This is a genomic window from Sorangium sp. So ce128 (assembly GCF_051525245.1).
Classification (GTDB): domain Bacteria; phylum Myxococcota_A; class Polyangia; order Polyangiales; family Polyangiaceae; genus Sorangium; species Sorangium cellulosum_B.
The window spans coordinates 650,331-669,259 of the sequence record NZ_CP150313.1; the positions used below are offsets into that span (position 1 = coordinate 650,331).

At 69.0% G+C, this 18,929-nt stretch carries 17 protein-coding genes and 1 pseudogene; 10 read left to right on the plus strand and 8 right to left on the minus strand.

Annotated features, from left to right (window positions below):
- Positions 1-16: 16 nt before the first annotated feature.
- Positions 17-691: a hypothetical protein gene (locus tag WME82_RS02615; protein WP_438041527.1), complete on the minus strand. Its 675-nt coding sequence runs from the start codon at positions 689-691 to the stop codon at positions 17-19.
- Positions 692-794: 103 nt separating this feature from the next.
- Positions 795-1,115, minus strand: a complete 321-nt coding sequence (locus tag WME82_RS02620; protein WP_438041528.1) for a hypothetical protein — start codon at positions 1,113-1,115, stop codon at positions 795-797.
- 174 nt (positions 1,116-1,289) lie between these two features.
- Here WME82_RS02620 and WME82_RS02625 point away from each other — a divergent pair, with 174 nt between their 5' ends.
- Positions 1,290-1,415 (plus strand): hypothetical protein, encoded by a 126-nt coding sequence (locus WME82_RS02625; protein ID WP_438041529.1) that lies wholly within the window; start codon positions 1,290-1,292, stop codon positions 1,413-1,415.
- A gap of 226 nt (positions 1,416-1,641) precedes the next feature.
- On the opposite strand, the gene WME82_RS02630 is transcribed toward WME82_RS02625, so the two are convergent.
- Positions 1,642-2,325 (minus strand): phage integrase N-terminal SAM-like domain-containing protein, encoded by a 684-nt coding sequence (locus tag WME82_RS02630; protein WP_438041530.1) that lies wholly within the window; start codon positions 2,323-2,325, stop codon positions 1,642-1,644.
- 661 nt (positions 2,326-2,986) lie between these two features.
- Here WME82_RS02630 and WME82_RS02635 point away from each other — a divergent pair.
- From WME82_RS02635 to WME82_RS02655, 5 genes and pseudogenes are all read left to right on the plus strand, one after another.
- Complete coding sequence (locus WME82_RS02635; protein WP_438041531.1) at positions 2,987-3,748, plus strand: hypothetical protein; 762 nt, start codon at positions 2,987-2,989, stop codon at positions 3,746-3,748.
- Positions 3,749-3,814: 66 nt separating this feature from the next.
- Positions 3,815-4,051, plus strand: a pseudogene (locus WME82_RS02640) (HNH endonuclease); the annotation flags it as partial.
- A complete protein-coding gene (locus WME82_RS02645; protein ID WP_438045036.1) occupies positions 4,052-4,621 on the plus strand; it encodes a hypothetical protein in 570 nt (189 codons plus the stop codon). It abuts the pseudogene before it with no gap.
- Positions 4,622-4,748: 127 nt separating this feature from the next.
- Positions 4,749-6,254, plus strand: a complete 1,506-nt coding sequence (locus WME82_RS02650) for a hypothetical protein (protein ID WP_438041532.1) — start codon at positions 4,749-4,751, stop codon at positions 6,252-6,254.
- Between the two features lie 270 nt (positions 6,255-6,524).
- Complete coding sequence (locus WME82_RS02655) at positions 6,525-7,337, plus strand: hypothetical protein (protein WP_438041533.1); 813 nt, start codon at positions 6,525-6,527, stop codon at positions 7,335-7,337.
- A gap of 567 nt (positions 7,338-7,904) precedes the next feature.
- On the opposite strand, the gene WME82_RS02660 is transcribed toward WME82_RS02655, so the two are convergent.
- Positions 7,905-8,138: a hypothetical protein gene (locus WME82_RS02660; RefSeq protein WP_438041534.1), complete on the minus strand. Its 234-nt coding sequence runs from the start codon at positions 8,136-8,138 to the stop codon at positions 7,905-7,907.
- Between WME82_RS02660 and WME82_RS02665 the strand changes: the two genes are divergently transcribed.
- On the plus strand, positions 8,119-8,451 hold the full coding sequence (locus tag WME82_RS02665) for a hypothetical protein (RefSeq protein ID WP_438041535.1): 333 nt from the start codon (positions 8,119-8,121) through the stop codon (positions 8,449-8,451). The genes WME82_RS02660 and WME82_RS02665 overlap by 20 nt on opposite strands.
- A gap of 880 nt (positions 8,452-9,331) precedes the next feature.
- On the opposite strand, the gene WME82_RS02670 is transcribed toward WME82_RS02665, so the two are convergent.
- The 4 genes from WME82_RS02670 to WME82_RS02685 all read right to left on the minus strand — a co-directional run bounded on the left by WME82_RS02670 (position 9,332) and on the right by WME82_RS02685 (position 15,344).
- Positions 9,332-10,045, minus strand: coding sequence for a hypothetical protein (locus tag WME82_RS02670; RefSeq protein WP_438041536.1), 714 nt, complete (start codon positions 10,043-10,045; stop codon positions 9,332-9,334).
- Entirely contained in the window at positions 10,042-11,025 is a 984-nt protein-coding gene (locus tag WME82_RS02675) for an alpha/beta fold hydrolase (RefSeq protein WP_438041537.1), read from the minus strand. Before WME82_RS02675 ends, WME82_RS02670 begins: the two co-directional genes overlap by 4 nt.
- A gap of 75 nt (positions 11,026-11,100) precedes the next feature.
- Positions 11,101-12,156 carry an AraC family transcriptional regulator gene (locus WME82_RS02680; protein WP_438041538.1) on the minus strand — a complete coding sequence of 352 codons (1,056 nt, stop codon included), beginning with the start codon at positions 12,154-12,156 and terminating at the stop codon, positions 11,101-11,103.
- 23 nt (positions 12,157-12,179) lie between these two features.
- Entirely contained in the window at positions 12,180-15,344 is a 3,165-nt protein-coding gene (locus WME82_RS02685; RefSeq protein ID WP_438041539.1) for a VWA domain-containing protein, read from the minus strand.
- A gap of 385 nt (positions 15,345-15,729) precedes the next feature.
- Here WME82_RS02685 and WME82_RS02690 point away from each other — a divergent pair, with 385 nt between their 5' ends.
- The 3 genes from WME82_RS02690 to WME82_RS02700 all read left to right on the plus strand — a co-directional run bounded on the left by WME82_RS02690 (position 15,730) and on the right by WME82_RS02700 (position 18,897).
- Positions 15,730-16,878, plus strand: coding sequence for a serine/threonine-protein kinase (locus WME82_RS02690; protein ID WP_438041540.1), 1,149 nt, complete (start codon positions 15,730-15,732; stop codon positions 16,876-16,878).
- A 92-nt stretch (positions 16,879-16,970) separates the two neighbouring features.
- On the plus strand, positions 16,971-18,356 hold the full coding sequence (locus WME82_RS02695; protein WP_438041541.1) for an AAA family ATPase: 1,386 nt from the start codon (positions 16,971-16,973) through the stop codon (positions 18,354-18,356).
- Positions 18,349-18,897, plus strand: a complete 549-nt coding sequence (locus WME82_RS02700) for a hypothetical protein (protein ID WP_438041542.1) — start codon at positions 18,349-18,351, stop codon at positions 18,895-18,897. The genes WME82_RS02695 and WME82_RS02700 overlap by 8 nt, the downstream gene beginning before the upstream one ends.
- The last annotated feature ends 32 nt before the right edge of the window (positions 18,898-18,929 follow it).

Genomic DNA, 18,929 nt, shown 5'->3' on the forward strand with positions numbered 1-18,929 from the left:
GTCGAGCAGCGGGAGCTCAGTGGTTCCCGAAAGGCCTGCTGAACCAGACGTTCGCGATCGAGCCGAGCCGCTCGGCGACGAGCGCCGCCGTCGCCGTGTCTCCCGGCAGCACGAAGACACGGAGGCCGGCGATCGAGGCATCGGGCACCCATGCGTGCAACGCCGAGCCGACCGCCGGCTCTTTCCTGAGCGCCTCGAGCGCTTGCTGCGCGAGCTCTCTCTGCTTCCGCGTGTGACAGCCGGGACGCAGCTCGACCGGGACGCGCCTTGGAACCGGGATCTGGGCCTGGATCGATGCCCAATCCTGGAAGTCCGGCTCGAAGACGACGACGATCGACCGTCGCTGCCGCTCGGGCACCACCCCGATGAACGACGGGTGTTTCGAGAGCAAATCGTGCAGCGGCTGGTAGTCGGTCACGCGGAGCGCTGGCCATGCCATCTCGCCGGCCGGACTCGTGCTGCCGGGCGCCTGAACCTCCGGCTCGCAGTAGGGCTGCAGGTTCACGCCGACCGCGTGGCCCCCGGTGATCTTGTGCTGCGCGCGCTGGATCGTCGCGAGGGTGACCGGGCTGAAGGCCGCTCGATCAACGGCGGGAGGGACATCGCTCGATCGACGTGCCGCCGGGGCGGCCTCCGGCCTCGAGGACGACGGCGCGGCCGACGTCGAGGCCGGGGCTCCCTGTGGTTTCACGCCGGTGGTCGCTGCATCGCCGCCGCTCCCCGGTGTAGGAGCGTTGCACCCGGCCACGAGGAGGAGGGAAGCGGCGAGCGGTCGGGCCGCGGCGAGGCTCCAATCAAAACGCAACGGTGACTCCTGGCTGAGATTCGATGTCGCCGACCGAATGAAACCAGGTCTGGTCGAAGGGGGCCACCACGAACCCGGCGATGTGCATCCCGACGATCGCAGCGTTCCCGGAGCCGACGGGGATGTAGATCGGCGCGCCGGAGTCAGCGGGAGCCGCGATGTTGACGTCCGTCCGGCGGCCGAACCACCCGTTCGAGCGGGCACGCCCGTCGATGACCCAGGTGGATTGCATAGTGAAGATCTCGACGCTGCACTTGGCCAGATAGTTCCTGCCGCTGAACCACACGATCTGCCCGTTCGCGGGGGCCACCTTGGTCGTGATCGGTCTGGTGACTGGGCAGCACGGGTCTGTGTGAATGCGCGCGGAGTATGTCTCCGGCGGGGACGAGAGACCGATGTACACCACGTCCCACGCCGTCCGATGGCCACCGGAGAGAGGCGACTGAGGGACGGGAGGGCGGCCGTGCCGAGGATGCGCGGCCACATGGCCGGGGTGTCGAGCACCATCTCGATCAGGCCGGCCTCGGTCGCGGTCGGGATCTCGGCCGCCGTCTCGGTGGGGGCGTCGACGGGTGCGCCGCTCATCGGGGCCACCTCCGAGCGCGGGTGAGCGAGCGGGCGAAGAGGCGGCGAGCGAGGCTGGGGATGCCCATCGCGAGCGCGCGGCGTGGACGCCCCAGCCGAGCTCGAGTCGTCCGGTGTGGAGCCCGCACGAACACGCGCCGGTCTCCTTGACAAGGCGGGGCAGCCGTCAGGTACGCTTCCTTTCCGCGATGAGTGGGGCCGGCACGACGGGGTGGGGTCGGAGCTCAAGGCGCTCCCCGCTGAGGCGGCGCTCAGCGGCCAAGGGGGCTGATGACGGCGAGAGGGCCGCGGTCGACGATGGGGATGTCGATCATCGTGGTCCGCCCATCGTTGTGGCCGAGCAGCGTCTGGATCGTCCGGATGTCGATGCCCACCTCGCGAAGGTGGGACGCGAAGCTCTGGCGGAGGGGTCGGCATGTCGCGCGCTTGGCGAGCTCCGCCGCGCGTCCGGCATCGTGCACGGCCCTTTGCACTGCCGATATTTGTCGTCGATCGAGGTCGACGTCTTTGCCGCGAATCGAAAGCGCTTCGAGGAGCCGGAGGCCGTTTCCGTAGAGGAGCTCGCCGATGAGCTGAAAAGGCGGGACGAAGTGTTCGAGCAAGGTGAGCGTCTCCTGTCGCGAGAGGACCGAGGGGAGGTGCTCCGGCCGGCGTGCGCGTTCGAGCGCTTCGAGCCGGGGTATCTGGAGGTCGAGAACCCGCTTGTAAAGGAAGAGGAGCGCCCAAAGCGCTTGCTTCTGCGTGGATGCCGCGGTGCGGCGTGCGACCGCAAGCTCGTCAAGGAAGGCCGTGACCTCTTCCGCGCCCATCTGCTGTGGGGGCTTGCCGCTGTGGAAGCGGAGGAATTGCCGGATCCAGTGCACAATTGCCTCTTCGGTGCGCGGAGAGTCATGCAGGCGTCGTATGGTGGTGCGTACGGCTTCGATGAGGGTCATGTGGATGGTCCTGCATGATAGGGCCGGTTCGTCGGTCCCGCACTGGCCCTTATCGGCGCGAGGCGGGCGCGAGTTGCGGCGATCGGGGGATACGTCGACCGGGCTCTGGTCGCCCGGCGTACCCAGCCGTCGGCGCGAATCTTGCGCGACGACACGCCGTCGCCGTCCGAGACCTAGCAACGGGAATACGTAGGTACGCAGCGGCGGCCTATCTCCGCAATCTCGCAGATAGGCTGCGGAAGGTCGCGCCCTATTTGCGGGATTGCGGAGATAGGCCATGATGGGCCGCGACTTATCCTCGGGAATATGGAGATAGGGTGCCACGGTTCGCGCCCTACATGTGAAAATGCGCAGATACGTCGTGCATCACAGCTAATTGCGACGTTAGCCCGGAAGCTGATTCAGAACCTCACGCGAATTTACTCGTTCGCTCAGGCAGTCAGGATGAGCACCCCTCGATCTCGTTCTCGTCGTTCTCGAACGCCATCGTTCTCGATTGCCACAGCAAGCCGGACGAGGGCGCCCGTCTCGCGTTGGGCTTGCGGCGGCGGGCACGTGTGCCGCAAGGGCAGCCGAACGCACGCACGGGGCGCGGCAGCGACGGCGCGGGTGTCCCTGGTCAAGCTTGTGACCCACGACTCTTTGCGCTACTGCTGGGACAATGAAGAAGGAAGTCAAAGGGCGCTGCGGTCTTCATGGTGAAGACTCGGATCTTCACGACAGCCACATTCTTCCACGGTGGGCGTACCGCAGGGCGAAGGAGTCGCCATCAGGTCAGATCGTCGCCCTCAAGAACGATTGCGTGATGTTCGACGAACGACAACTCTCGGAGCACCTCCTGTGCTTCGCCTGCGAGCAAAGGCTTGGGATCTGGGACAAGTACGCGGCGGATATGAGCCGCCAAGACGGCGGCTTTATCGCGCTGGAGTCCGTGACGCTGATTCCGGGCTTGGGTCACGGCGATACCAAGGGCGCTGATGCGAGCAATCTCGATGTCGAAACGCTCGCGAGGTTCGGTGCCGCAGTGTTCTTCCGCGCGAGTCTCTGCTCAAAGCTTCCGACTATCTCCCTGGGCAAGTACGAACACGAGTTCAGGGAGTGCTTGCTGGGGAAGGCCGATTTTCCTAGTAACGCTCGGCTGATTCTGCAACTGCTTCGTGGAGCACCTGACGAGCCCACTGACCAAACGTTTGGATTCTGTGGGTCCCTCCGCGAACACGGATACCATTTACATGGATTTGTTGTCTTTGGGCTTTGGTACAATTTGTTCGTTGGTCAGCAGTTGCCGCCGAGCACTGATCAATTATGCCTCGTTCGAACGAGCCGAGTTATGATCGGGCCTTCGAATGCGTTGCTTCTTGGCCTCGGTGCGCCGCTCGCGACCAGACCGCGAAAGGGCAAAATGGCAACGCTCTACAGGTAGAGACGTCCGAAAACTGCACATCCTCATCCGTCATTGAGTCCCACCTGATCGATCCAGCACACCTCCATGCCCATAACAGACAAGACTCGAAAGATCCTCTGGGGACGTTCCGGAAATCGCTGCGCGATCTGCCGCAGAGAGCTTGTCGTCGAGAAGACGTCGCAAGACGATGAGTCCGTGGTTGGGGACGAATGCCACATCGTTTCGGGAAAGTCGCTCGGCCCACGTGCCGATGGAGAATTCCCTACAGAGCGCATAGACGATCCGGATAATCTATTGCTCCTATGTCGGGTTCATCATAAGATGGTCGACGATCAGTACGAGACCTACGACGTCGAACTGCTTCACACGCTTAAGAGCAACCATGAGCGCTGGGTCTCGTCCAAGCTGACAGAGGAGAGAGAGACTCCGCCGGTCCGGATCCGGCGCATCAAGAAGAATATCCCGTCGCACCTCGTTCGGCTCATGACCGGGAAGGACATCATCAACCTGGTTTACGGTGCTGCCGCCTTCTCCTTTCAGCTTGACGAGTTTCAATCGCAGGAGGAAACAGATCTTGTTGCTGGCTTCCTCCAGGACGCGCAGGATTGGGGCGAGATTCTACCCGAACTCGAGGCCGGCGAGCGCGTTCGCGCCGCGTTTCGTATGACGACCCAGCTTCGTGAGCTTGAAACTGCTGGCTTCTTCGTGTTTGGCAGCCAAGAGGTGCAGCAACTCGAAGGTGGTATCGGACCACCGACGCCTTTTATAGTCGCAATCCTTCACATCATGCGATCCACAAACCCTACCATTATGAAGATCACGGTCCCTCCAGACTCCAGCGAGACACCAGCGAGTGCGAAGATCACCACGGAGGACGGAAGCAATGTCTAACAAGCCGCTGCTGCCGACCGCACTTTGCGCGGCGGCAGACCGGCAGATCGTTGGGCCGCGACAATCCAGTGGCTGGTGTTTGCGTCTCGACCGGCGTATGGTGGGGGAGATAGTCGAGAGGTAGGACATGAAGGACCAGCAAGGCGACGTAGAAGACGTCGACGTTCCCGACCTCACCCCGCCCGTTCCCGTGCCAGATGGGGTTCGCGGTCTTCTGTGCGCTCTCGCCTACGGCTGGACGCCAGTCCCTATGAAGTTCGGGCGCGTCGAGCAGTTTCGATGTGGTGGCGTCGATCTCTCCGACTCGGTGCAAGACCTGGTTCTGCACAACAACAGGCTGAAAGTGACGGTTGGGGGCGATGGATTGGCCGGGCTCATGCCTTTCCCCATGGATGCCCAGCTTGACGGGATGCTGGACGGGGGCGTTCGCCTCCACGGGGACATGATTCTCAGAATAAACCGGTCCATGAGCGTCTCCCAAGAATTCGGGATGCGCGAGGTTGTCACGATCGAAGCCGGAACGTGGACCGTTGCCGAAGGAGATGCGCCGTCGCTGTGGGTCGGGGTCGTCGAGGGCATGGGAGAGATCAATGTCAGCGGCAATCTCATCATTGAACGCAGAGCTGCGGATTGGCCTTTTGCTGGACATCGGCGTCACTTTGCCTTGTTCGGACGGTATAAGTACTACTTTGTTCAACATCGCAGTAGTGATCGAAGCGGCATCGCCTGGCATCTCGTCGTAGACACGAGCGGCACGGGGATGCCAGAGATGGAGGCCGTTGGCCGGGATTTCCTGGTGCTCGAGTTCGTGCTCGGCCGCCAGCTGTGTATGCCGATGTTGGTGGGGCTAGACTTGAGTCGGCGGACCGTCGCGTGCACGATCGGATTCGACAGGCGACGGCATCTCGAGAAATACAGCTTCCCGCCCGTGCCCCTGGAGCGCGACAATGACAAATGGATCGACGTCTCCTGGCCCTCCCTCTTCTTCGAGAGAATCAGTGCCGCATGGCGACAATTGCCTCACTCGGACAAGAGCTATTGGCTTGCGCTCGACATGTACCTCGATGCAATGCGGATGCATCTCGACTTCGACTACATGCACCTTCAGATCGGACTGGAAGCATTCGCTTTCTGGCTCCTCAAACAAAGGGGCCAGGGAGATCCGCTGGACGTCAAGAGCAAGGATGCGTGGGAGGCGTGGGTACGAGAGAATAAGGAATCGATTCGGGTGCATGCCGTAGAGGGTCGCGAGGACGCACTCGTGATGAAGGTCAAGGGTGCGTGCCGACTCGCTTCAGGAAATGTCGTTCCGAGTGCCTTTCTTGCATATGGTTTGAATCTCACCAAGAATCTTCGTGGAGAATTGCGTGGGCGAGATATCGTAGTGCATCAAGGACTGATGGCCCCCAACGGATATGACACGGTCGCCGACCTGCGCCGCGTAGCGCTCGTGCGAACCATGCTGGTGGCGCTGGTTGGGCTGGCAGCCGGCTACCGCGGCGCCATCAATGGCTGGGAGGTTGGTGGCCTCGGGTATCCAATTGAGCAGCAGGAGTGGTGGGAAGTCGCGGAGAGTGACCGAACTTTCGCGGGACGCAGATTCATCGCCGAGGAGTGCGTTTCGTCATCGTAGCGGGCAAGGGCGGCGGGAGGAGGCGACTGGTGCGCACGATGGCGCGAAAAAGGCGAGACGCGGCCCACCAAGGCGCTGCACACCGACGACGCATCTGTGCCGGGCTACGCCCGGCGCGGCGCCCCGCGGGTGAGCGCCAGGGCGTTGGGTGGGCGGGCCGTGATGCCGATGAGAGCTACGCAGACGCGCCAGCCCGCGCAACCCCGGGCCGCTCCACACGGTTGACGCGGCGTCGGCTCTGCGGTTCCCTTGCGTTCATTGGGTGACCAGATGCAGGCCAATCACGAACCTCCTTGTGGCATTACGACTCTGCTCCGCGATCAGTTCGATCGGTGGAAGTCAGACCCGAAGCACCTCGGCCTCGATTGGGGCTACTACTCGCCCGATTGCCCACCGTTGCTGTTCATTGGCGGCGGTGGGGTAGCCGCCAGGGCGGTGCCTCTCATCACCGTCAGCATCGAGCCGTTGCGGACGCACCACTTCGAGGCGCAGATCGCGCAAGCAGCGCCGTCGGTTCGGCCGTACATCGACTGGAACTGGTCGTACTTCGACGTGTTCCCGCGGGTCGTCAGCGGCGTCGTGCAGCCCTACTGGCGCAACATGGTGGAGTTCGGCGAGGGGTGGTCATCAGCCCGCATTGACCCGACCTCACCGTGGGCGTCATTCCGCGACTTCATGATCGAACTGCCATACATCCCGATGCATGCATGCGAGCACGTTCCGCGCGCGTCCCGAGCCGCCGGCGATGCTCTGAAGGACCTGTTTGTCGCTCGTGTGGAGGCGCTGGTGAAAATCTGGCCCGACGCGACGTTCGTGGTTCTTGCGTCCGCGGTGCGCCGACAGCTTGAGCGAGCCAACCTTCTCGACGATCTCCGACCTCTCGTCCTGAGCGTGTCTGCCGCGGAGCGTGGGTCGTATGGGAACGCGTTCGCTACGCGCGTCGCGGTGGGCACGCTTGCCACCGGAGCCCGCCCTCGAGTCATCGTGCGTCACGGGCCCTTCTCTCGCCAATACAACCCCCGACCTGAGGGGCGACGCGAGTTGGGTCGGCGCTTTCGGGAACTCGTCGCCCGCCCCGAGTAGGGCTGCAAGCTGAGCGACACATGAGACGCCCAACCAGGCCATGCACCCGACGGCGCTTCGCGCCGCGGGTGATGGCCAGGCCGTTCGGCCCGCGCCCGCCACGGGCGACTGCGCGCCTCGTGATCCGAGCGCGGCGGCCGCACAAGGAGGCCGCTGCGGCGCGGCGCGCGTGGCTCGCCGGCCGCCCGCCGTCGCGCGGAGTCGCGAGCCCTCGCGCAGCCGCGCGCCGCTTCCACCGAGCGCGCTCGCGGCGCGCGCCCTCGGCGCAGGCGCGGTCTCCCCGCCGCTCCCGCCCGCGCCGCGCCCAGGCCGAAGACCCGCGCCGCAGCCCCTCGCAGGCGCTCCCGAAGCGGCCAGCGCGCGCCGATGAGAACCTGGCGCGGCTCGCCGACTTCGTGCGGTGCCTCGCGCGGGGCGCGGAGCAGGTCAACCTGGTCTTCCCGGAGGAGAGCCCGGCCCTGGCGGAGCGCGGCGCGACCGGCTGGGCGAGGCGCTCCTGCCGGAATGACGGAGGGGTTGCGGCGGGTCCGCAGCGCTAGCGCGCCGCGTTCTCGATCCGGCGAGGCGTCAGACCGGCGCGCCTGTCGGCTCGACCGGCGCAGGCTCGGGCGGCGCCGGCTCGTCGGGCGCGGCGGCGCTGCCGCGGCGCTTCGGGCGGAGCCGCCGCAGGGCGCTGCGGAACGAGGTGGCGCTGGAGCGGCGCTTGACCTCGGGCATGTCCCAGCAGGCGTTGATGCCGGCGGCGCGCGCCTCGTTCCCGAGCAGCGTGGCGTACGTCACGATGGAGTTGCGGAGCACCATCGCCCTCTTCCCGGTTGCGCAACCCGAGGATGCCGAGCAGGTCGCGCCCGCTCACCTCGTCGAGCAGCGCGCTGCCTTCGCGCAGGAAGTCCTCGGTGAGGCCGACGAGCGAAAGCCGGGCCTGGTGCTGCTGGGCGAGCCGGAGCAGCATGGCGAGATCGCTGGTCTCCTCGGTGAGCGTGCCGCTCGTGTTCACGTCGGCGAACTGCTCGGCGACGTCCGGCTCGAACGCGAACGCCTGGTCGGCGAACGCCTTAGGCGCGCGCGCCAGGGCCGGCTCGCCTTGATCACCTGGTCGATGGGCCGCACCTGATAGGCGCCGGTGCGCTTGCCCTCGCCGAACCAGGGGTCCGCCGTGTCGAGGAGCTGGATGGCGCCGCGGAGCAGCGCGCGACGCTCGGGGCCATAGGCCTTGCTCGCGAGCGGCGCCTCGTACTGGACGACGGCCAGACCGTCCGGAGAGCAGGTTGTCGACGCCTGGGAGCTGCGCCGGCGCGTCCAGGACGCGTCCCAGCAGGCCGGGGCGCGAACCCAGCAGATCGTGGAGCGCGCCCAGCGGGCCGGAGAGCGCGTCCAGCGCCGCCGAGACGGCCGGGAATCGTGCCAGCAGATCCGAGGAGGCGTACCAGCAGATCCTGGGAGCCGTACCAGCAGGTCCGAGGAGGCGTGCCAGCAGGTCCGAGGAGCCGTACCAGCAGGCCCGAGGAAGCGTCCCAGCAGGTCCGAGGAAGCGTACCAGCAGCTCCGAGGAAGCGTACCAGCAGCTCCGAGGAGGCGCACCAGCAGGTCCGAGGAGCCGTACCAGCAGGTCCGGGGAGCCGTACCAGCGGGTGCTGGCAGGCATCCCGGGGCTGCTGGGGAGTCGCCGGGAGGTGCTGGCACGGCGCCGGGAGTTGCTGGCAGCCGACCTGGCCGAGGCGCGCGATAGCCTTCGCCGCGAGGTGCGGGCCAGGGATCACCTGCACGAGCACGTCCGCGAGGCGCTGGTCCGCGGCGGCGTCCCCAGCGGAGCGGATCGCGCACGCGCTCTCCTCGGACGCCCCCTATCGTTACTCCGACGTCCTCGCTGCGTGAGCGCGGCCGCCGCCTGGGTGGTGCCGCACGCACACGGTCTCCCTCCACGTCGTGTCCGCCTCGCGATGGCCGAGGATCCATGTCACAGGCGAGCGGGGGAGGGCCACCCGTGCGCCACGCTACTGCGTGATCTCTCGGGGCGACGCCGCCGCTGACGCTCCGAACGCGTAGGACACGCCCACTTCGGCGCGGAAGGGGACGAGCGGGGGCGGCTCGAGGCCGTGGGTGGAGCGATAGCCCGCGCGCAGCCCGAGCTCGACGCTCGGGCCGATCGACAACCCGAACGCGAGGCTCGCGTCGAGGTAGCCCCCCGTGGGCGCATAAAAGCCGTCGCGAATGCCCTCGTAGGTCGCGCGCGCGCGATCGCTCGCCGCGATGTACGTGCTCAGGATCGCCGTGTACTCCACCTCCAGCGCGATGAACCAGCCGCGCTGGAAATACCCTCCTGCGAGCCCGGGGTGCGCGCCCACGCTCACGAACCGAAACGTCTGGTTGTCGCCCGTCTGCACCGGCAGCCCCAGGCGCCCGGCGAGCGCCCAGCCGCCGTGCTGCAAGAGCGTCGCGCGCGCCGCCGGCTCCAGGCGGAAGGAGTCGAGCGCCGGCACGAGGAAGACCGGCAGCGTCAGCCCGATCTCGAGGTCGAGGCGGCGCACGAGCCGTTCCACCGGGATCGCCCGCCCGTAGGCGAGCTCCAGAGCGGGCGCGGAGTTCCATCCGAGATTGACGTGCGTCGCGTTCTCTTGCTCCCCTTGATAACCGCTGATGGGCGCGGCCGACGCGAACGCGGAGACCGCCGTCGCGGCGATCGCCGCGGCGAGGGCGACGGCCCTCATCTCGCCCCCTCGTATGCGCCGAGATGGGCGCGCAGGACCTCCATGACACGATCGGGGTGCTTGTTCACCCAGCCGTGGTCTTCGCCTTCGATGCGGACGAGCTCGACGTCGCAAAAAAGAGGGGCATGACGGCTCTCCTGTTGCTCGAACCCGATGACGGTGTTGATCGTCGTTCCGATCAGGGTCACCGGCTTGCAGAAGCGGTCGAGGCCGGAAGAGAAATCGAAGTCCCACTCTCCGTCCGTCTTCGCCGAGCTCTGCAGGTCCCGCATCGCGCGCGCGCCCAGGCGGAAGGCCTTGAAGTTGTCGGGGTCGTCCGGGTCTTTGTAATACCCTGGCTGCGACCAGCCCTGTCCCAGCGAGAGGAGGAAGTCTGCGCGCGCGTCTCCGTCGGGGCTCATGGCCCATTCCGACCAACCGAGATCGTTCAGCCCCTCGGCGGTGAGGCCGAACGTGAAGAGCTCGGTCTCGTTCGCGATCGCCGCGTTCAGGAAGCCCGGCTCGCTGAGGACGGCCTCTCCGACGCGGTCGGGGTGCCTCTGGATATAGAGGGCCGCGTACATGGCGCCCCACGAATGCCCGAACAGCGTGACCGGCGCGTCGGGGGAGAAGTGCTGGACGAGCTCGTGGAGATCCGCCGCGTACGTCTCGACGGTGAAATCCGATGAAGGGACACGCTCCGAGAGACCGGTGCCTCGCTGATCCCAGTGGACGACGAAGTACCGCTCGGAGAGCGCGCCGAGGCCGAGCATGCCGCGCATGTCGCCGCCGGGGCCGCCATGCAGCGTGATGAGGGTGGGGTTCTCCGGATCCCCTTGCGTGCGAAGGTGAATGAGGGCGCCGTCGCGGAGGGTGAAGCGAGGTAGCGTGTCGTCCTCCGCGACCGTCCTCGGGACGAGGTTTCCAGGCGCGTCCGGATCCAGGCAGCCCGAGGCGAGCACGAGGCACGCGAGACAAGAGCGGCGGGCGAAGGAGCGCATGACCGAAGCGTACGAACCCGGGCCGCCCCCGGCATTGTGCCGCCGCGCCAATCGATTGTCCGGCGGCGCCCTCGGCTACGCCACGGAGCGCCCGCGGAGCTGGCCCGGCGTGCTCCCCGTCCACCGCCGGAAGGCCTTGTAGAACGCGCTCACATCGGAGAAGCCCACCAGCGAGCCGATCTCCGCGAGCCCGATGGCGGGATCCTCCAGGTAGCGCAGCGCGAGCTCTTCGCGGGTCTTCTCGACGAGCGCTCGGAAGGGAAAACCGTCCTCCGAGAGGCGTCGTTGCAGCGTGCGCGCGCTCAGCCCGAGCCGCTTCGCCACCGTCGCCAGCTTGGGAGCACCGCCGTGCAGCTCGAGGGCGAGCGCGTGCCGCGCGCGCTCCACGAGGCTCGCGTGGGCGGGCGGGAGCTTTTGCACGAGGAGGGCGGCGTGGCGCTCGAGGACGGCACAGAGCTCGGGGGCGGCCCCTTTCATCGGCGTCGCGAGCGCCGCGCGCGGGAGGACGATCGCGTCGCCGGGCGCTCGAAATCGAACCGGGCAAGCGAAGATCCGGGTGTACGCCTCGAGCTCGGCGCAGCGCGGGTGACGGAACTGGATCGAGGAAGGCGACCACGGCGTGACGGCGAGCGCGCGGAAGCGAAGGACGATGTTCGCGAAGCCGAACTCGGTCGCGACCCGGTGCGGGGCCGCGCCGGGTACGTGCTCCCGGACGAGCCGGGCCTCCGTGCGATCGACGTGAAGGACATGGCGCACGGCCGTGCTGATGACGGCGAAGTGCCGCGAGAACCTCTGGAAGGCGTCGCCCACCGTGTCGCTCGACGCGACGACGTAGTCCATCACATCCCAGTGACCGATCGAGAGCGCCTCCGCGGCGCGGAGCCCGACGCCCGGATCGCCGGCCCTCTCGACGACATCGTCCCAGAGCGCGATCCACCGGCGATAGGAGAGCCGGAAGTCGGGGTTGCGCAGCTCCTCCGGCGTGAGCCCGTGCGCTCGGGTGAGCGAGCTCCCGTCGATCCCGGCGGCCTGCGCGGCCCCGAGCACGCTCCGCAGCGCCTTCACGCCGACGCTCAGCGTGCGCTCGCCCTCCGCCTTCACGAGCGGGTCGCGCCCCCGACGAGAGCTCACGAGGCGGGGCCTGCGCGACACGTTCACTGCCGCCCGCGGCGGCGCGCCAGGATCTTCTCCGCCGCGGTGAGCGGCCGCCCCTCGCGCGCCGCCTCGCGGTCTGCGGGCGCCGCGGTCTCGTGCGTGGCTCGCCCCGCCGCCGGCGCTGCGGCCGCTCCGCGCTGCTCCGGCCGCGCGGCTGCCTGGTCTGCCGGCCATCCCGCCTGCTCGGGCCCCGCCGATCCCGGGGGCGCGGGCCCCTCGGGCGGCGCCCTCCATCCCGCCTGCGCTGGCCTCCGCGTGGGCGCCGTCCACGCCGGCTGCGCTGCCGTGTGCCCCGGCTGCGGCGGCGCCCGCGCCGGCTCGCCCCCGCCGCGCCCGTCATCGCGCAGCGCCGGTCCCGCCTGCGCGCCCTCGCGCCGCTCGCGCCCCCGCTCCCGCGCCGACAGCAGCGCCCCCACGGTCGCGCCCGCGGCGGCCGGCTCCGCGGCGGCTCCCCACCGCGCCGCGCGGAGCCGCTCTCCCGCCCGCGCGAGCCACGCCGCCGCAGCTTCCGGCAGCGCGAGCCGCCGCGCCGCCACCGCGAGCAGCAGCGCGAGCGCGGCGAAGAACACCAGGCTCGGCGTCGCGTCCCGGTACGCGAACCGCTTCGAGGCCCGATCCTCGAAGATGCCCGCGAGCGTGTCGCGCCGCTTGCCCCCGGTGAACTCCGCGATCCGCCGGAGCAGCGACAGATCGCTGCCCGTCGGGCGCAGCTCCTCGCCGGCGGTCATCGCCGCCCCCGTGGTCCCGACCGCCTCCCCCGTGAGCTCGTCCCGGGCCACCGCCACGTAGGTCCCCGGCCGCGACAGCGGCAGCTTCGCCGTGTACGCGCCCGCGCCCGTCGCCTCGAGCGGCAGCTCTCGCGAGAAGCCGTCGGGCCCCGCGACGTGCACGACCAGCCGGCGGAACGACTGCGCCCGCCCGTCGTCGCCGATCACGCTCGCCCGCACCGACAGCTCGCCGCCCGACGCGTCCGCTTCCAGGCGCACGCGCGGATCCTCCTCCTTGCGCGTCACGTCGCGCGCGGCCTGCGCGATCATCCGCGCCGCGCCGGGCCAGCGCGTCCACGCGGCGCCCCAGCGGCCCTTGAGATCGCTCGTGAACGCGGCGGTCCGGCCGAGCCCCGCCGACCACACAGCGAGCACCGGATCGCCCTCCGGCCCGGACAGCAGCACCGTGGACCGGCTCTTGGCGACCGTCACCACGTAGCCCCCGAGCGGCGGCGCCTCGCCGAACGGCACGCCGGCGGTGATCGACGACGGCGCGCCCAGCGCGACGTGGAAAGGCTCCTCCACGATCGCGCTCTTCGCCGCCATGATCGTCTCCTGCGTGAACACCGCGGGCAGCCGCGTGGCGTCCTCGACGAGGTAGAAGCGGCCGCCGCCGATGCGCGACAGCGCCTCGAGCTCCGGCACGTCGCTGCCCTGGCCCAGCGCCACGACGCTCGTCGTCGTCCCGCGGCGCATCGCCGCCTCCACCATCGCGCGGCACGGCCCCATGTTCTCCGCGTCCGAGCCGTCGGCGAAGAGCAGCACGTGCTTCAGGCTCGAGGTGTCCCGGTCGAGCGCCTGGTAGGCCGCCTCGAGGGTGATGTCGACGTAGATGCCGCCGCCGCCGGGGCCCACGGCGCGGATCGCCTTCTCGATCGCGGCGCCGTCCGCGACCGGCCCGAGCGGCACGCTCCACCGCACCGCCGTGTCGACGTGCGCGACGCCGATCCGATCGCCGGGGCCGAGCAGCGAGGCCGACCGGGCGGCGGCCTCGTTGGCGAGCTCGAGCTTCGTGTGGGCGCCGGCGGTCGCCGCCATCGACCCGGAGATGTCGATGCCGATCACCTCGGCCAGGCTCGCCCGCCGCCGCTCCTGCTTCAGGTCGAACGCGACGGGCGAGATCTCCTCGAGCGGCGTCCGCGCGTAGCCGCCCGGCCCCATGCTCCGATCGCCGCCCATCAGGAGGAGCCCGCCGCCGAGATCGCGGACGTAGCTCGCGAGCGCGTCGATCTGGCCTGGCGAGAGATCCGACGCGCGAATGTCGCTGAGCACCACGACGTCGTAGCCGGCGAGCTCCCCGAGATCGGCGGGGACGCGGCTCAGGCCGCCCTCGTCCACGCGGAACGCGCCGTCCGCGAGCGCCCGCGCGATGAACGCGCCCTGCCCGGCGTCGCCCTCCAGCACGAGGGCCGCCGCGGCCCCGCGGACGCGCAGGAACGCGCTCGCCGCGTTGTCCTCGGCGGCCTCGTCGAGCCTCGGATCCTTCGCGGTGATCTCGACGTCGTAGCGGTGCAGCCCGGGCCCCGGCGCCTTCTCCCGGATGCGCAGCACGTCTTCTCCCGCGGCGATCGAGGCCTCGGTGCGGGCGATGAGCTCGCCGTCGCGGCGGAGGCGGATCTCGACCTCGGCCGGGGACGGCGACGAGGTGACGAGCCGCAGATCGAGCGCCTCACCCTCGTCGGCCCGCGCGGGCGCGCGGAGGGCGACCACGCGGACGTCGGGGACGAGCCGCTGCTCCAGCGGGATCACGTCGACCGGGAGGCCGGCGGCGACGGCGGCGGCGGCCGCGGCCATCGTGTCGCCGCGGGTCGCGACGCCGTCGCTGAGCAGCACGACGCGCGCCGCGGAGTCCGGCGGCACCTCGGCGAGCGCGCGCCGGATGCCGGCGGCGAGGTCCGTCCCGTCGCGACCGAGCGCGACCCGCTGCGGGGCCGCGAGCTGCGAGCGCGGGCGCGGCGGATCCTCGGTCGCCGCGCCCGCCGCGAACGCGATGGTGGCGATCCGATCGTCCTCGCGCATGCCGAGCTCGGCGACGGAGAGCTCCTGCGCGACGCGCCGGTCGGCGCTCGGTACGAGGTCGATCGAGCGGCTGCGATCGATTGCGACCAGGACGGTGAGCCGGTCGAGTGGCCGGCCAAGCTCTGGCCCGGCCACGGCCATGGCCGCGGCGAACGCGGCGAAGGGGGCGAGGGAGTCGCCGAGCCGCGAGCGCCACGCCCCCTGCCGGCGGGCGTGCGCCGAGGCGAGCGCGAGCGCGAGGTACCGGAGCGCGATGAATGACGTGGCGCCCAGCGCGAGCAGCGCGCCCCAGGGCCGCGCGAGCCGGAGATAGGCGTCCGGGAGCACGCCGCACCAGACGAGGCCCACGTAGAGCGCCGGCAGCGCGCCTGCCACCATCCAGCCGAGCAGGATCGGGCGGCGGAGCGCGCCGCGCCGGAGGGCGAGGCGCAGCAGCGCCGCGAAGACGAGCGCGCCGGCGAGCGTGGCGGCGTAGGGGAGGGCGCGCAGCGCGGCCGCCGGGATCAGGGAGGCCTCCGTTCGGTCCGCATGCGGGGGAGCCGCAGTAAATCATCTTTGCGCGGGCCCGGGGACGCCGCTTCGGCGGGTGTGGCCGAGTGCCCCATCGGCGACGCCGTGGGGCGTCTCTGTCGGTGTCGAGCGGGTTTCATGCGGCGCTCCGGCGCATCGGAGCACCTTTCCATGTTTGTCAGGGATGGCACGCAGTCTGCTTGAGCGCGGGTCATGGGCGCGGCGAGGCCGCGCAGTCGGGGCAGGAGAGATCATGTCGCGCATCGAGACCACGGACACCTGGAACGGCACGGGCGGCGGCGCGTGGGATCTCGACGAGGGCCTCGGCGAGCCCGCGCGCAGCGTGCACTGCCAGGAGGGGGATCTCATCGCGGGCAAGTACCGGCTGGTCCGCAGGATCGGCGAGGGGGCGATGGGCACGGTCTGGATCGCGACGCACGTGGCGCTCGGGTCGGAGGTCGCGATCAAGCTGATGCGGCCCGAGCTCCGGTCGCCGGAGCTCGCGGAGTACTTCGTCCGCGAGGCGCGCGCCGCCGGCCGGCTGAACCACGCGGAGGTCGTCCGGATCTTCGACCTCGGCGAGACCGCGGCGGGGGACCCTTACCTGGTGATGGAGCTCATCGAGGGCGAGTCGCTGCGGAGCGCGCTCTCGCGCGATGCGGCGATGACGCCGGAGCGGGCGATCGCGCTGCTCCTCCCGGTCGCGGGCGCGATGCACGCGGTGCACGAGAAGGGGGTCGTCCACCGCGACCTCAAGCCGGACAACGTGATGCTGGTGCGCCGCGGCGGCGGCCGGCTCCAGCCGAAGATCGTCGATTTCGGCGTCGCGAAGATCGTCTCCGAGCGCGAGGCGAGCCAGGCGTCGGCCAGCTTCGAGGTCTTCGGCACCCCCGACTACATGCCCCCGGAGCAGGTGCTCGCCGTCCCTGACATCGATCGCCGCGCCGATATCTGGTCGCTCTGCGCGATGCTGTACGAGCTCCTGTCGGGCCGGCCCCCGTTCTCGTCAAGGAACGCGCTGGACGGCCTGCGGGCGGTGCTGCAGGACGCGGTGCCGTCGCTCGTCGACACGTGCGGCCTCGACGCGGATCTCTGGGCGATCGTGGAGCGCGGGCTGCGGAAGGAGCCGTCCTCGCGCTGGTCGAGCATGCGCGAGCTCGGCGAGGCGCTCGCCGCGTGGCTAAGGGCGCGGGGCGTCCTGGAGGACGCGCGCGGCGTGTCGCTCGCGGGAGAGTGGCTTCCTCGCGAGGAGCCCTGTGAACCTGCAGGCAATGGCGCGACGCCGCGCGTATCCTGGTGGGTAGAGGAGCGGAGCCGGCCGAGCCGCCGGTGGTCGTCGCGCCGCCGGGTGTACCGGCTGAACCGGGGCCGGCTTCACGGCGAGCAGACGGCCTGCCCTTGAGGACGGGGGCGTGGTGGTGAGCGGCCAGAGCCGAGAGGCGGGATGAGCACGCTGAGGGCGGGCCGAAGCACGGCGGGGCGGAGGCTTGACCTTTGGGTCCGCATATTGCTCTGCTCTGGCGGGTGAACGCCCGCGCCACCCCATCGCTGCTCATCTCGCGGCTCGTCATCGAAAATTTCCGGACGTTCCGAGGGCCCACGGAGATCGAGCTGAGCTCTGGCGGCGCGGCGGACGCGATGCCCGTGCTTCACGGGACCAACGGGGCCGGAAAATCGAACGCGCTCGCGGCGATCGACCTGTTCTTCCGGGCCGCCTCGTTCTGGTTGAGCTCGGTCGTGAGCCCTGATGGGATGGTCTCCCAGGACGGTGCTTTGAAGCTGCAGTGGGACTTCAGCAACAGCTATTTCGGCCTGTCGATGAGCCACCGGAGCTGGCCTCCCGGTGTTCGCGATCCACAGCGGATCGCAGTTCACTTCGACGATGCGCGGCTGGGCGCCCTCCGCATCACTCTGACCCCGTCGGGCAACGACGTCCTCCTCCGGCTGGAGAGGGCGATATCCGGCTCAGCGAACAGCTGGAGAGTGCCCCGAGCGCTGAAGAACGCGGGTGGCTTTGTGATGCAAGATGGTGAGGGGAGCAGGCTGCAAGATGACGAGATCTCGCCGCTGAAGAACGCCATCGAGGCGCCGCTCGGCCCCGGGAGCAAACCATTCTTTCTGCTGGACGCTCTCCGCCGAGACTTCCGGGCGATCGGCGAGCGTGGGCCGCTGTCGGCTACCACGGCTGAGCGCCTCCTGGCGCTGGCAACCTCGCTTGAGCCGGAGGAGACGGAGCGCTGGCGCGTCTTCGTGGACCTCATCCATCGGTTCAAGACACTGTCCGATAGAGAGATCTCCGTGCTCCGCGCTCCAGTACCTGGCGGGCACGTCACCGACCTGCGCTTCGAGGTCCGGGGCAAGCAGATCCTACGGCTCTCCGAGCTCAGCTCGGGCGAGCAGCAGGTGGTCGCTCTCGTCGGGGCCGTGCTCACGTCCCGCGCTGGACTTGTCGCCATCGAGGAGCCGGAGTTGAGCCTGCATCCCGAGAACCAAGAGCTCGTCCGTGACATCCTGCGCGAGCAGGTGCAGCGCGGGATCGTCGACCAGATCTTCCTCGAGAGCCACGTCCAGGTCTTCGACGGCCCGGAGGTGCTCCGGTTCAGGCGTTCCCCCGAGGGGGAGACGCTCGTCACGCGGCAGCCTTCGCGCACGGACTGCGAGCTTCAAGATCGCGCGAGCAAGAAAGGCGCCAAGCTGCACTGGGTGACACCCGAGGGCTACACGCAGATCCCCGCGGAGATGCGAGGCGATCTCGGGCTGCAGAGCGGCGGATATCTGTGGTTCCTGCGTTCCCGACCGGAGGGCCGCTGGGAGGCGTGGACTGCGCCAGAGCTCGACGAGCAGTTCGGTCTTGGCGATGAGTCCTCCAAGGATGCCTGACGCGCGGCTCTGGATTGACACTAACGCGGCGCGTAGCGTCATCGACATCGAAAAGCTCTGCATTCTCGCTGGGAGCAAAAGGGTCGAGGTTGTAATCCATGCGCAGGTCTACCTTGAAAGGCGTCGCCAGATGCGTGTGAGCAAGGGCGCCAGATTCTCGGAGGTCCGCTTCGATGGCCTCCTCCGCCAGTTTGGCATCCAGATCATCGACATCCACCTTGATCATCCGAGCGCCGCCCGATGGGCCGACAGCTTGTGTCAACGGTATCCGACGGACCGAGATTGGGAGCAGGCGAAGAAGCGTACCCTCGGCGGCGAGCTGATCGCCGATTTCAAAGTCATCCCTGGAAAGATGCCGATGACCACGGACTGGCTCATCGCCCTCGCCGTCGAGGACGACCCCGCGTCGCGCATCATCACCCACGACGAGGGCGAGGAATGGCAGCGGCTCCGCGAAGCCGAGCCGAGGCGTGCCCTCCGCTGGGGCGAGGCGGTCACCTGGCTTCAGAGCCTGTCCGCGGACGAGCCGTCGCCCGGCTGAAGCGCATAGAGCGCCGCGCGAGGGTGCGGCAT

Excerpts from the sequence above, each read along its gene's own strand:
- WME82_RS02635 (WP_438041531.1), top strand. The coding sequence starts at position 2,987 with ATGAAGAAGGAAGTCAAAGGGCGCTGCGGTCTTCATGGTGAAGACTCG.
- WME82_RS02690 (WP_438041540.1), top strand. The coding sequence starts at position 15,730 with ATGTCGCGCATCGAGACCACGGACACCTGGAACGGCACGGGCGGCGGC.
- WME82_RS02700 (WP_438041542.1), top strand. The coding sequence starts at position 18,349 with ATGCCTGACGCGCGGCTCTGGATTGACACTAACGCGGCGCGTAGCGTC.
- WME82_RS02655 (WP_438041533.1), top strand. The coding sequence starts at position 6,525 with ATGCAGGCCAATCACGAACCTCCTTGTGGCATTACGACTCTGCTCCGC.
- WME82_RS02660 (WP_438041534.1), bottom strand. The coding sequence starts at position 8,138 with ATGGTGCTCCGCAACTCCATCGTGACGTACGCCACGCTGCTCGGGAAC.
- WME82_RS02645 (WP_438045036.1), top strand. The coding sequence starts at position 4,052 with ATGGTCGACGATCAGTACGAGACCTACGACGTCGAACTGCTTCACACG.
- WME82_RS02670 (WP_438041536.1), bottom strand. The coding sequence starts at position 10,045 with ATGAGGGCCGTCGCCCTCGCCGCGGCGATCGCCGCGACGGCGGTCTCC.
- WME82_RS02665 (WP_438041535.1), top strand. The coding sequence starts at position 8,119 with ATGGAGTTGCGGAGCACCATCGCCCTCTTCCCGGTTGCGCAACCCGAG.
- WME82_RS02625 (WP_438041529.1), top strand. The coding sequence starts at position 1,290 with ATGGCCGGGGTGTCGAGCACCATCTCGATCAGGCCGGCCTCGGTCGCG.
- WME82_RS02650 (WP_438041532.1), top strand. The coding sequence starts at position 4,749 with ATGAAGGACCAGCAAGGCGACGTAGAAGACGTCGACGTTCCCGACCTC.
- WME82_RS02675 (WP_438041537.1), bottom strand. The coding sequence starts at position 11,025 with ATGCGCTCCTTCGCCCGCCGCTCTTGTCTCGCGTGCCTCGTGCTCGCC.
- WME82_RS02630 (WP_438041530.1), bottom strand. The coding sequence starts at position 2,325 with ATGACCCTCATCGAAGCCGTACGCACCACCATACGACGCCTGCATGAC.
- WME82_RS02685 (WP_438041539.1), bottom strand. The coding sequence starts at position 15,344 with ATGGTGGCAGGCGCGCTGCCGGCGCTCTACGTGGGCCTCGTCTGGTGC.